The 12,082-nt window shown below is 73.6% G+C and carries 12 protein-coding genes; 5 read left to right on the top strand and 7 right to left on the bottom strand.

Annotation, left to right across the window (positions count from 1 at the left end; translation table 11 throughout):
* Positions 1-10: 10 nt before the first annotated feature.
* The 3 genes from argJ to ACFP3U_RS33430 all read right to left on the bottom strand — a co-directional run bounded on the left by argJ (position 11) and on the right by ACFP3U_RS33430 (position 3,576).
* On the bottom strand, positions 11-1,183 hold the full coding sequence (gene argJ, locus ACFP3U_RS33440) for a bifunctional glutamate N-acetyltransferase/amino-acid acetyltransferase ArgJ (protein ID WP_380229520.1): 1,173 nt from the start codon (positions 1,181-1,183) through the stop codon (positions 11-13).
* Positions 1,180-2,208, bottom strand: coding sequence for an N-acetyl-gamma-glutamyl-phosphate reductase (gene argC, locus ACFP3U_RS33435; RefSeq protein ID WP_380229519.1), 1,029 nt, complete (start codon positions 2,206-2,208; stop codon positions 1,180-1,182). The genes argJ and argC overlap by 4 nt, the downstream gene beginning before the upstream one ends.
* A 108-nt stretch (positions 2,209-2,316) precedes the next feature.
* On the bottom strand, positions 2,317-3,576 hold the full coding sequence (locus ACFP3U_RS33430) for a methyltransferase (RefSeq protein ID WP_380229518.1): 1,260 nt from the start codon (positions 3,574-3,576) through the stop codon (positions 2,317-2,319).
* A gap of 107 nt (positions 3,577-3,683) precedes the next feature.
* On the opposite strand from ACFP3U_RS33430, the gene ACFP3U_RS33425 reads away from it, so the two are divergent.
* Positions 3,684-4,088 carry a VOC family protein gene (locus ACFP3U_RS33425; protein WP_380229517.1) on the top strand — a complete coding sequence of 135 codons (405 nt, stop codon included), beginning with the start codon at positions 3,684-3,686 and terminating at the stop codon, positions 4,086-4,088.
* A 35-nt stretch (positions 4,089-4,123) separates the two neighbouring features.
* Positions 4,124-4,498, top strand: coding sequence for an RNA-binding S4 domain-containing protein (locus ACFP3U_RS33420; protein ID WP_380229516.1), 375 nt, complete (start codon positions 4,124-4,126; stop codon positions 4,496-4,498).
* Between the two features lie 29 nt (positions 4,499-4,527).
* Here ACFP3U_RS33420 and ACFP3U_RS33415 read toward each other — a convergent pair whose 3' ends face one another.
* Positions 4,528-5,412 (bottom strand): SAM-dependent methyltransferase, encoded by an 885-nt coding sequence (locus ACFP3U_RS33415; protein ID WP_380229515.1) that lies wholly within the window; start codon positions 5,410-5,412, stop codon positions 4,528-4,530.
* Between the two features lie 283 nt (positions 5,413-5,695).
* Here ACFP3U_RS33415 and ACFP3U_RS33410 point away from each other — a divergent pair, with 283 nt between their 5' ends.
* Positions 5,696-6,595, top strand: coding sequence for a polysaccharide deacetylase family protein (locus ACFP3U_RS33410; protein WP_380229514.1), 900 nt, complete (start codon positions 5,696-5,698; stop codon positions 6,593-6,595).
* A 65-nt stretch (positions 6,596-6,660) separates the two neighbouring features.
* The gene (locus ACFP3U_RS33405) at positions 6,661-7,686 is read left to right on the top strand and encodes a ketopantoate reductase family protein (protein ID WP_380229513.1); all 1,026 of its coding nucleotides are present in this window, start codon (positions 6,661-6,663) and stop codon (positions 7,684-7,686) included.
* A 32-nt stretch (positions 7,687-7,718) separates the two neighbouring features.
* On the opposite strand, the gene ACFP3U_RS33400 is transcribed toward ACFP3U_RS33405, so the two are convergent.
* Positions 7,719-8,549, bottom strand: a complete 831-nt coding sequence (locus ACFP3U_RS33400) for an SDR family NAD(P)-dependent oxidoreductase (protein ID WP_380229512.1) — start codon at positions 8,547-8,549, stop codon at positions 7,719-7,721.
* A 323-nt stretch (positions 8,550-8,872) separates the two neighbouring features.
* Here ACFP3U_RS33400 and ACFP3U_RS33395 point away from each other — a divergent pair, with 323 nt between their 5' ends.
* Positions 8,873-9,742, top strand: a complete 870-nt coding sequence (locus tag ACFP3U_RS33395) for a 3-hydroxybutyryl-CoA dehydrogenase (protein WP_380229511.1) — start codon at positions 8,873-8,875, stop codon at positions 9,740-9,742.
* Between the two features lie 421 nt (positions 9,743-10,163).
* Here the strand turns inward: ACFP3U_RS33395 and ACFP3U_RS33390 are convergent, their stop codons facing one another.
* Both ACFP3U_RS33390 and ACFP3U_RS33385 read right to left on the bottom strand, forming a co-directional pair.
* Positions 10,164-10,895 carry a DUF7873 family protein gene (locus ACFP3U_RS33390; protein ID WP_380229510.1) on the bottom strand — a complete coding sequence of 244 codons (732 nt, stop codon included), beginning with the start codon at positions 10,893-10,895 and terminating at the stop codon, positions 10,164-10,166.
* 118 nt (positions 10,896-11,013) lie between these two features.
* Positions 11,014-11,853, bottom strand: coding sequence for a chitosanase (locus ACFP3U_RS33385; RefSeq protein ID WP_380229509.1), 840 nt, complete (start codon positions 11,851-11,853; stop codon positions 11,014-11,016).
* Between the last annotated feature and the right edge of the window lie 229 nt (positions 11,854-12,082).

The raw sequence follows: 12,082 nt of genomic DNA, 5'->3' as shown, positions 1-12,082 counted from the left end.
GTGGCGACGGTCAGGTGGAGTAGGCGCTGTTCTCGTGCACGTAGTCGGCGGTGAGGTCGTTGGTCCACAGGGTGGCCTCGGCCCCGCCGGCGTTGAGGTTCGCGGTGATGATCACCTCGCGGCCGGTCATGTCGACGAGGTCGCGGTCCTCCCCCACGCTGCCGTCGCGGCAGACCCAGACGCCGTTGATGGCGACGTCGAGGCGGTTCGGGTCGAAGGCGGCGTCGGTGGTGCCGATCGCGGCCAGCACCCGGCCCCAGTTGGGGTCCTCGCCGTGCAGGGCGCACTTGAGGAGGTTGTTGCGGCCGATCACCCGGGCGACCCCGACGGCCTCGTCCTCGGTGGCGGCGCCGGTGACGTCGATCCGGATGTCCTTGCTCGCGCCCTCGGCGTCGCCGATCAGCTGCCGGGCGAGGTCGGCGCAGACGGTGCGCACGGCCTCGTCGAACTCGGCCTGCTCGGGGGCGATGCCGGAGGCGCCGGAGGCGAGCAGCAGCACGGTGTCGTTGGTCGACATGCAGCCGTCGGAGTCGATCCGGTCGAAGGTGGTGCGGGTGGCGCCGCGCAGCGCGGTGTCCAGGGCGGCCGCGTCGAGGTCGGCGTCGGTGGTGAGCACGACCAGCATGGTGGCGAGGCTCGGGGCGAGCATGCCGGCGCCCTTGGCCATGCCGCCGACCGTCCAGCCGGCCGGGCTGGTGACCTGCGCGGTCTTGTGGACGGTGTCGGTGGTCTTGATGGCGATCGCGGCGGCCTTGCCGCCGGTGGGGGCGAGTTCGGCGGCCGCGGTGGCGATCCCGGGCAGCAGGATGTCCATCGGCAGCCGGACGCCGATCAGGCCGGTGGAGGCGACGGCGACCTCGCCGGCGTTGAGCCCCAGCTCCTCGGCGACCCGCTCGGCGGTGGCGTGGGTGTCCTGGAAGCCCAGCGGGCCGGTGCAGGCGTTGGCGCCACCGGAGTTGAGGACGACGGCGGAGACCGCGCCGCCCTTGAGGATCTGCTCGGACCAGAGCACGGGGGCGGCCTTGACCCGGTTGGCGGTGAAGACGCCGGCGGCGGCGAGCGAGGGGCCGTCGTTGACGACCAGCGCGAGGTCGGGGGTGCCGGAGGCCTTGATCCCGGCGGTGACGCCGGCGGCCCGGAAGCCCCGGGCGGCGGTCACGCCGACGTTCTGGTGGTCGGTCACGGTGCGACTCCGTTCACGGGAAGGCCCAGCTCCTCGGGCAGTCCGAGGGCGATGTTCATGCTCTGCACCGCGCCGCCGGCGGTGCCCTTGACCAGGTTGTCGATCGCGCTGATCGCCACGATCCGCCCGGCGGCGGGGTCCAGGGCGACCTGCACCAGGGCGGCGTTGGAGCCGTAGACGCTGCTGGTCTGCGGCCACTGCCCCGCGGGCAGCAGGTGGACGAACGGCTCGTCGGCGTACGCCTCGGCGTAGGCGGCGCGCAGCTCCTCGGCGTCGACGCCCGGCTTCGCCTTGGCGGAGCAGGTGGCGAGGATGCCGCGGGGCATCGGAACGAGGGTGGGGGTGAAGGAGACGGTGACCGGCTCGCCCGCGAGCGGGGTGAGGTTCTGGGCCATCTCCGGGGTGTGCCGGTGGACGCCGCCGACGCCGTAGGCGCTGACGTTGCCGATGACCTCGCTGCCGAGCAGGTGGGTCTTGGCGGCCTTGCCGGCGCCGGAGGTGCCGGAGGCGGCGACCACCACGGCCTCGGGCTCGGCGAGGCCGGCCGCGTAGGCGGGGAACAGCGCCAGCGAGACGGCCGTCGGGTAGCAGCCGGGGACGGCGATCCGGTTGACGCCCTTGAGCGCGTCGCGGTGGCCGGGCAGCTCGGGCAGGCCGTAGGGCCAGGTGCCGGCGTGCGCGGATCCGTAGAACTGCTCCCAGTCGGCGGCGGCGCGGAGCCGGAAGTCGGCGCCGCAGTCGACGATCAGCACGTTCTCGCCGAGCGCCTCGGCGACGGCGGCGGACTGGCCGTGCGGCAGCGCCAGGAACACCACGTCGTGGTCGGCCAGTACCTCCGGGGTGGTGGGTTCCAGGACCCGGTCGGCCAGCGGCAGCAGGTGCGGCTGGAGCAGCCCCAGCCGGGTGCCCGCGTTCGAGCCGCCGGTCAGCGCCCCGATCTCCACCTCCGGGTGGCCGAGCAGCAGGCGCAGTACCTCACCGCCCGCGTATCCGCTCGCGCCGGCGACGGCGACTCGCAATGCCATGGCGTTCCTCCTTCGTCGTGGCATGAATATACGCAGTACGGAACATTCATGCAAGGAGTATGCGAAGGTCCGCCGACCGGGGGCCGGCCGGGGAGCCTCACCGGGGGTTCAGCGCTTGACGGCCTTGAGCACCACGAACTTCGGATTGCCCGCGACCGTACGGCAGTTGCCGAACAGCCGGCGGAGCTTGTCGTGGTAGCCGAGGTGGCGGTTGCCGACCACCCAGAGCTCGCCACCGGGGCGCAGCGCGCGCTTGGCGCCGGTGAACATCCGCCAGGCGGTGGCGTCGGTGGTGGCCTGGTGCGAGTGGAACGGCGGGTTGTTGAGGACGAGGTCCACCGAGCCGGCCGGCACGCCCGCGTCCTCCAGCGCGTCGGCGGTGCGGAACTCCGCCCGGGCGTCCGGGCCGAGGTTGGCGCGGAAGGTCTCCGCCGCGGAGGCGACCGCCTGGTGCGACTCGTCGACGAAGAGCAGCTCGGCGCCGGGGGCGGCCAGCGCCGCCGCGGCGCCCACCACGCCGTTGCCGCAGCCGAGGTCCACGACCCGGGCGCCGGGCGCGGCGGTGGGCAGGTGGGCGAGCAGGAAGCGGGTGCCGATGTCCAGGCGGTCGGCGCAGAAGGTGCCGGCGTGGTTGACGACGGTGCGGTCCGAGACGGGGCCGACGTCGCCGGGCAGGGCGTAGCGGTGCGGCCACGGGTTGGGGCCGGGGTCGAGCGCCCGGTCCGGGGTGCAGAGGATCAGCCGGGCCTTGCGGACGGCGAGCGAGGTGCGGGTCGGGCCGAGGATCCGCTCGAAGAGCTTCAGGGTGGAGGTGTGGATCTCGGTGACCATGCCGGTGCCGAGCACGACCGTGTCCGGGTGGAGGGCCGGGGCGAGCCGGTGCAGCTGGTCCTCCAGCAGGGCGAGGCTCTTGGGGACACGCACCAGCAGGACGTCGATCCGCGCGGGCGGGGTGTCGCGGGTGGTGAGCAGCCGGGCGGCGGGGTCGGCGCCGGCCCGGGCGAGGTTGGCCAGAGTGGCGCGCTGGGCGAGGTGCGAGTCGCTGATCTGGGTGACCGCGACGCCGTCCGGGGCGGTGATCGGGGCGCCGTCCTGAACGGTGCCCGGGGCAGCTGCCAGGGTGGCGGCCAGCGCGGTGGTCAGGGCGCCCCAGCGGTCGCCGAGGACGGTGACGGCGCGGCCGGCCAGGTCGGTGGCCCGGCCCTCGGCGGAGTCGGCCTCGCCGGCCAGGTGCCGCAGCAGGTACTCGTCGGCGGCGTCCCAGGCGCGCAGCCGCTCACGCGGGTCCTCCGGGAAGCGGGTGAGGTCGAAGCCTCCCCAGGGAGTCGGGAAGGGGGTCACGGCGGAGGGTGTGGCGAGGCGGTTCATCGTGGCCCAGGCTAGCCGACCGCCGCCCTGGCCCGCGCCGGGCGAGGGCCGGGGCGGCGGCCGATACTGGAAAGGCCTGGGGGGAACCCGAGGGAAGGCACGAGGCCATGGATTGGAAGCTCGAAGTGGTGGTCGTCCCGGTGGCGGACGTCGACCGGGCCAAGCTCTTCTACGAGGAACAGGCCGGTTTCACCGTCGACCACGACACCCGGATCCGGGACGGCGTGCGGGTGGTGCAGCTGACGCCGCCCGGCTCAGGCTGCTCGATCGTGGTGGGCACCGGGCTGACCGACGCGCCGGCCGGCTCGCTGAAGGGACTCCAGCTCGTGGTGCCGGACGTCGACCGCGCGTACAAGGAGCTGCTGGCGCGGGGCGTCGAGGTGAGTCCGGTCCAGCACTTCGAGGCCGGGGACCGGGTGGACGGGCGCGGCGAGGTGTGGAACTCCTTCGTCTTCTTCAACGACCCGGACGGCAACGGCTGGGCCGTCCAGGAGGCCCCCGGACGCCGCTGAGGGAGCGGCTTCCGTCGTCGGGCTAGGCTCGGGGGATGGTCGAAGACGAGGGAAGCGTCCGGGTGGACAGCTGGATCTGGTCGGTGCGGCTGGCCAAGACGCGGTCGGCCGCCGCGGCGGCGTGCAAGGCCGGGCACGTGCGGGTGAACGGCGAGCGGGCCAAACCGGCGCAGGCGCTGAAGCCGGGCGACGAGGTCCGGGTGCGCCAGGAGGGCTGGGAGCGGGTCGTCGTGGTCCGGAAGCTGATCCGCAAGCGGGTCGGCGCGGACGTCGCGGCCCAGTGCCTGGAGGACAACAGCCCGCCGCGCCCCGCCCGCGAGTTCGTCGCGGCCCCCGGCCTGCGGGACCGGGGCGCCGGACGGCCCACCAAGCGCGACCGCCGTGAGATGGACGGGCTGCGCGGCCGCTGAGTCCGCGCCTGCAGGGAGTTGACGCTCCGTCAGGGCTTGAAGGCGACGCCGGCGTACGCGGAGACGTCCTGCCAGCCCTCGGGGAGCTCGGCGGTGGGGACGTGGCCGGCGGCGGGGCGCCAGAGCGGGAGCTGGACGAGGCCTGGGCCGGCGAACTCGAAGTCGCCGAAGAAGGGTTCGACGGCCGCGCGGGGGCGCAGCACCAGCGGGGCGCTGGCGCTGCGGTAGATGCGGGCGCCCTCGGCGGCGCTCTCCCGGGAGGCGAAGTCGGGGCTGCCGTGGGAGAGGATCAGCGCGCTGCCCGGGGCCAGCGCGTCGCGCAGGGTGCGGACGATCCGCTCGGCGCCGTCCTCCGCGCGGATGAAGTGCAGGACGGCGACCAGCATCAGGGCGACCGGCTCGCCGAGGTCGATGGCGGCCCGCAGGCCCGGGTGGTCGAGGATCCCCTCGGGGTCGCGCAGGTCCGCCTCGATGACGGAGGTGTGGCCGGCCAGGTGGCCGGCGAGCAGGGCGCGCGCGTGGGAGGCCACGATCGGGTCGTTGTCGACGTAGACGACCCTGGCGTCGGGGGCGACCCGCCGGGCGACCTCGTTGGTGGAGCCGACGGCGGGGATGCCGGTGCCGATGTCGAGGAACTGCCGGATCCCCCGGGCCGCCGCGAACTCGACGGCACGGCCGAGGAATTCGCGATTGGTGCGGGCCAGCAGCGGAAGCGCCGGGTAGGCGGCGATGGCGGCCTCGGCGGCCTTGCGGTCGGCCTCGAAGTTGTCCTTGCCGCCCAGGTAGAAGTCGTACATCCGGGCGGTGTGCGGGACACCGGTGTCGAGCTCCTTCGGCGGCTGCCAGTCGTCGGCGTGCGCCCACTCCCAGTCGCTGCCCAGCACGCTGTCCGTCGTGCTCGTGTCCTCGGTCATCTTCCGCCCCCTGCTGTCCACCGGGTCCGCCGCGTCCGGCGCGTGGCCCGCGTACCCTGCGCACGACGCACGCGCCGCGGCCCCCGCCGCACGGCGCGCCGCGATCGTAGCCGACGACAGCCGCCGGGGCAGCGGTAGTTCAGGTTTCCGCAGCGTCCGAACCATGGGGTCCAGGCGTGTCGGCGGCGGTCCCCCGGGCGGTCGGCGGCGGACCGCGGGGCGGCCGGCGGTACCCGCGGCCGGCGTTCGCCGCCGGGTGGCGCCGCTTCTATGCTGGCTGCCGATGACTGCCGACCGGCGCACCGTCCTGCGCACCACCGTCAAGCTGGCCGCTCTGACCGCCGCCGGCGGGTTGCTCGCGGCCTGCGGCGACCCTGGGCGCCGCCGGACCGATCCGGGCGCGTTCGCCGTGCGCCCGGGCCCCGTCGACCCCTCGGGCGCCGTGGACCCGGCCTGGGCCGGCGGCGAGGGCCCCGCCTCGCCCGCACCCAGCGCCTCCCCCGCACCGGCGGCGGGCGCCACCGCCGTTGCGGCCGCCAGCGCGCCGCCCGTGCCGCCGGTGCTGCCCCCGCTGGCGCCCGGCACGCCCGTCGAGGTGGCGTACGGGCCGCGCACCGGCCGCAACGTCGCGCTGACCTTCCACGGCAGCGGGGACCCGGCGCTCGCCACGGCCCTGCTGGAGATCGCCGAGAAGCGCGGCGTCGGCCTCACCGTGATGGTCGTCGGCAGCTGGCTCGACCAGCAGCCGGGGATGGCCCGGCGGATCCTGGACGGCGGGCACGAGCTGGGCAACCACACCCAGAACCACCAGAACATCTCGGCGATGACGCCGGACGCGGCACGCGCCGAGATCGCCCAGTGCGCGGAGCGGCTCCAGCGGCTCACCGGCTCGATCGGCCGCTGGTTCCGCCCCTCGGCCGCCCAGTACGCGACCCCGATGGTGCGGGAGCAGGCCAGGGCGGTCGGCTACGAGCACGTGCTCGCCTTCGACGTGGACCCGCGGGACTACGCCGACCCGCCCGCCGCCGAACTGCGGCGCCGGGTGCTCGGCTCGGTGCGCGGCGGCTCGGTGGTCGCCCTGCACCTGGGCCACCGCTGCACGGTGGAGGCCCTGCCCGGCATCCTCGACGGCCTCGCCACGGCCGGCCTCACCCCCGTCACCGCCAGCCGCCTCTGCGCCTAGGGCCCGACGGCCGCTACGACCCCTGGGGCTTCTGGCGGTCGTGGGGGGCGTGGGATGCTTCGGGCATGCGGTACATCATCATCGGGGCGGGTGCGGTGGGCGGCACGATCGGTGCGCGGCTGCACGAGGGCGGGCACGAGGTGGTCCTGGTGGCGCGTGGCGCGCATCTGGGGGCGCTGCGGGCGGACGGGCTGTGGTTCGGGACGCCGGAGGGCGTCCGGACGCTGCGGATCCCGGCGGTCGGCGGGCCGGAGGACGTGACGCTGCGCCCGGACGACGTGCTCGTCCTCGCCGTGAAGTCGCAGGACACCGCCGCCGCGCTGGCCGCGTGGGCGCCGCGCCCGGTGGACGGCGGCGGGACGGCCGCCGAGCGGCTGCCGCTGGTGTGCGCGCAGAACGGCGTGGAGAACGAGCGGCTCGCGCTGCGGCTGTTCCGCGAGGTGCTGGCGATGTTCGTGTGGATGCCCTCGACCCATGTGGCGCCGGGCCGGGTGAGCGCGAACGGCACGCCGGTGAGCGGGATCCTGCGGATGGGCGGCTACCCGTCCGGCAGCGGCGGCGACCGGGCCGCCGCGATCGCCGCCGACCTCGACGCCGCCGGCTTCAGCGCGCCGGTGGACGAGGGCGTGCTGCGCTGGAAGTACACCAAGCTGCTCGGCAACCTCGGCAACGCCCTGGACGCGGTGGCCGGCCGGGGCGCGGACGGGCCGGGCGCGGCGGACGGCCGACTGGAGGCGCTCGCCGAGCGGGTGACCGCCGAGGGCGCGGCCGTGCTGCTCGCCGCCGGCATCCCGCACGACGACCCGGCGGAGCTGGGCCGCGAGGCCGGGAAGACGCTGCGGCTGGAGCCGGTGGCCGGCGAGGAGCGGACCGGTTCGTCGTCCTGGCAGAGCCTGGCGCGCGGCACCGGTTCGATCGAGGCCGACCACCTGAACGGCGAGATCGCGCTGCTGGCGCGGCTGCACGGGGCGGCGGCGCCGCTCAACGAGGCGCTCCAGCGGCTGGCCGGGGAGTTCGCCCGGACCGGCCGGGCGCCGGGCTCGCTCACCCCGGCCGAGCTGGACGCCCTGACGGCGCTCGCCGGACTCTGAGCGCCCCGCCCTCCGCCCAGCAGCCCCCCGCGTCAGCCCATCGGGTCGTCCGGCCCGTACGGCCGCAGCCGCAGCGTACGGGCGTCCGCCGCGCGGATCTCCTCCGCGCGGCCGACCAGCTCCTCCAGGTCGTCCCGCCCGGCGTGGATGAACCGCCCGTGCAGCGCGTCGAAGCGCCCGCGCGCGGCGTCCACGGTGACGGCGACCATGTACAGGACGGAGCCCCAGGCCTTCATGTCCCGGAACATCGGCATCCCGGCGGTCATGTCGGTGGCGACGGCACCGGGGCTGATGTCGAGGACGACGACATGGTGCTCGGCGAGCGAGTCGGCGAGGTTGTCGGAGAGCCGGAGCAGCGCGGCCTTGGAGGTGGCGTACGCGGTGTAGCGGCCCTCGGGGCGCAGCGCGAAGCCGGAGTTGAGGTTGATCACGCGCCCGCGCCGGCGCTCGACCATGCCGGGCAGCACGCAGCGCAGCAGGTTGTAGGGGCCGCGCAGGTTGACCTCGACGACCTGCCACCACTGGTTGACGTCGGTCTCCCAGAGCGGGGCCTCGGCGCGGTCGACCTGGCCGGCGTTGTTGACCAGCAGGTCGAGCGGGCCGAGGTCGCGCTCGACGAGGCGGACGGCTTCGCGGACCGAGCCGGGGCGGGTGACGTCGGCGGTGACGGCGACGCCGCGCGAGCCGTGCCGCACGCACTCCTTGAGGGTGTCGGTGAGGGTCTCGTGGGTGCGGCCGACCAGGCCCACGGCCATGCCCTCGGCGGCGAGGCCGATGGCGATCTCCCGGCCGATGCCCCGGCCGGCGCCGGTGACCAGGGCGACCTGTCCCGTGAGCGATCCCGTGAGCGATCCCGTCGGCATGCCCGTGCTCCCTTCACCTGTCCCCGGTCCCCCGCTGTCCGGCCCGCATTCTGTCCCCCGGCGGGCGGGGGCGGCGCCGGACGGATACGCGACGCGGACGGGCCCACCCGTTCGGCGCAGCGGCGGCGCCGGGCTGCCCGGTCCGATCCGGTCCCGTCCAGTCCCATCCGGTCCGGGGAGGGGATGACCTACTCACGGGTAGGGAGTAGTAACGTCGTCGGGGCGGTGCACCGGTCCGCACATACCGGTGCTCCCAACCGCCGAACAGCACCTGCTGGGCCACTGTCGCTGGGCGACCCCCAGCTCCACCGAAGGGCAACTGAGTGAGTGACATCGCGCGCGTCGGAGTGATCGGCTGCGGCCTGATGGGGTCGGGCATCGCGGAGGTGTTCGCCCGGGCGGGGCTGGACGTCCTGGTCGCGGAGGCCAGCGGGGAGGCGCTGGAGCTCGGCCGCACCCGGCTGACCAACTCGCTGGAGACGGCGGTGACGCGCGGCAAGCTGACGGAGGAGCAGAAGGACGAGGCGCTCTCCCGCATGGCCTTCACGGTCGACCTGGCGGACTTCGCCGACCGCGACCTCGTGGTCGAGGCGGTCGCCGAGCGCGAGGACATCAAGGTGAAGATCTTCGAGACGCTGGACCGCGTCGTCCAGCGCAAGGACGCGATCCTCGCCTCCAACACCTCCTCGATCCCGATCGTGAAGCTGGCCGCCGCCACCTCCCGCCCCGAGCAGGTCATCGGCCTGCACTTCTTCAACCCGGCGCCGGTGCAGAAGCTGGTCGAGGTGATCCCGACGCTGACCACGTCGGCGGCCACCACCGAGCGCGCGGAGGCCTTCGCCGTCGAGGTGCTGCACAAGGCCCCGATCCGCGCCCGGGACCGGGCCGGCTTCGTGGTCAACGCGCTGCTGGTGCCGTACCTGCTGTCGGCGGTGCGGATGTTCGAGACGGGCGTGGCCACCGCCTCCGACATCGACAAGGGCATGGAGGCCGGCTGCGCCCACCCGATGGGTCCGCTGCGGCTGTGCGACCTGATCGGCCTGGACACCATCGTCTCGATCGCCGAGTCGATGTACGACGAGTACAAGGAGCCGCTGTACGCCGCTCCGCCGCTGCTGTCCCGGATGGTCGACGCGGGCCTGCTGGGCCGCAAGTCCGGCCGCGGCTTCTACGACTACACCGCGACCGCCTGACGGTACGGCACGGCGCGGCACGGTGCGACGCGGATGTGACGGGGCCCGGGAGCGGTATCCAGCTCCCGGGCCCCTGATGTGCCACCCAATTCCTGTGCACCGGCACGTTTAAGGGTGCGGGTCATTCTCACAGCGTTGCTCTGCCATTGAAGCTACCGCGCCACGGAGAGGCGCAGACGGGAGTCGAACCCGCAACCGACGCTGTAGCACACACCCGGTCGATCCGGCGCTCGGTGGCGAATGCTGAGACTTGAGCGAGAGTCTGAGTCTTAACGGGGTGCCTCTGCCAAATTGGGCCACTCCGGCACGTGGTGCCGGAGGAGGGAATCGAACCCCCACATTCCCCGCTGTCAGCTTCAACCTCAGTGTCAGCTTGCGCTCTTCGCGCCACCCCCGGTCTCACCCGGGGGCGATCATGGGGCTACCCGAACAGGTAGCCGAACACCGCGTCGCCGACCCGCCGGTCCTCGACCTCGGTCCCGTTGGCCTCCTCGCGGGCGAACTGCACGGCCTGCTGGAGCTTCTCGACCCGCTCGACGAGCTCGTTGACCCGCCGGGCCGGGAGCGCCCCGGAGAACTTCACGGTCGTCCAGTAGCCGATCGCGACGTCCTCGTAGTACACCTCGACCTGCGCCGGGTGCTTCTCGGTCGCCTCGGCCTTGACGTGGTTGCGCGGCACCTTCTTGGTGCGGTTGGTGCGCACCGCCTCGGTCTTCCAGGCGTCCGTGGACGGGTCGTGGTTCCAGGCCTCGGCGGCGTCCAGGACCGGCAGTTTGCGCAGGAACGTCCGCAGGTCGGTGAGCTGCTTCTCCAGGAAGAGCAGGTAGGTGACCGGCACGTCGGCGACGACCGTACGGCCGTCGACCACGACGTCGGCGCGGGCGGCGGTGTTCGCCCAGTCCTTGGTCGCGGTGACGTCGAACAGCCGGGTCAGGGTGGTGGCCGTGGTCCGCAGGACGTCCTCGGCCTTGATCTGGACACGGGTGGACTCCGGCGGGAGCTGCTCACCCTCCTCGTCCTTGGGCTGGTACGTCCGGGAGATGCCGGCCAGCAACGCGGGCTTCTGCAAGTCCTGGTGGGACTGCGTCAGCTCCTGGAAGGACTTCGACTTGACGCCCTTTTCGACGGCGATGATCTGGTTCAGCTTGGCCACGTCGGGGACGCTATCAGCGCGTGTGTTCGGGCGTCACCCGAATAAAATCCGGACGCCGGTGGCGGGAGGCCCCGGCCGCGCCGTCCGCCTCGCGCCCCCGACGCCGGGCGACGGCCCGTCAGCTGTTGATGGCGTAGCTGTCGCCGTACACCTTCCACTTCAGCGGCGGGTTGAGGTCGAAGTTCTTCGCGTTGAGGAAGACCGTCTGCGCGGTGTCCACCCTGCTGGTGTCGGCGTGGGCCTCCTCCTGCTTCATGACGACCTTGCGGGCCTCCAGGAAGGCCTTGAGGTAGGTGGTCTCGTCGCCGCCCTGGGCGGGGGTCCTGGCCTTCTTCATGGCGGCCTTGCGGATCCCGCCGAAGCTGTCGGAGCTGGTGCCGGGGCCGTGCATCACGATGGCGTCGTAGTAGACGAACTGGCCGAGCGCCCGCAGGCCGTCGGCCTTGCCCTGGCTGACCGAGGGGTTGAAGTAGACGCGGTCGCGCTCGTCGTTCTGGGCCTGCTGGAAGACGGTGTCCTTGGCGGCGGTGGCCCAGTCGCGCTCGAAGGCGGAGCCGAGGCCGGCGTGCGACTCCGTGCCGTTGACCTTGCGCAGCGCCGGCAGGTACTTGGCGAGGACGTTGCCCGGCTTGAGGTCGGTGTAGTGCTCGACGAGTTCGAGCATGTCGCCGGTGCCGGAACAGAAGCCGATGATGCCGGCGGTGTAGCCGCGGCCGTCCTTGATGTCCTCGATGTACTTGTACTGGGCCTTCCAGTCGAGGGAGGAGTTCTCCGCGCTGGACACCAGCTGCATGGCGATGTCCTTCTTGTGCGGGTCGTCCAGGCCGACAGCCGCGAGCCGGACGGCAGCGGCGGGGGCGGGGACGGCGTGGACGGTGCCGGCGGCCGCGACCGTGGCGGGGCCGGCGAGCAGCAGGGCGGCGAGGGCGATCCGGGCGGCGGGGTGCTTGCGAGGCATGGGCGCTCCGTTTCCCTGGTCCGGGGCATGGGGGTCCCCGGGCTCGTAAGGAGAGTTAGGAAAGTTTCCTAACTTGATTGAAGCGTTCACGCCCACCCCGGCGCAAGGGCTTGGTACCACCTTGCCCGCGCGGGCATGCGAAAGGCCCCGACCGGACGTCCCGACGCTGTTGGTGAATGTGACTGATCGGCTGCATTGAGTGACGCCGGTCTCCGAGACTGTTCTCGGA

It is taken from the genome of Kitasatospora misakiensis (genome assembly GCF_042656005.1).
GTDB lineage: Bacteria > Actinomycetota > Actinomycetes > Streptomycetales > Streptomycetaceae > Kitasatospora > Kitasatospora misakiensis.
This window is presented reverse-complemented; position numbering and strand designations above follow the sequence as displayed.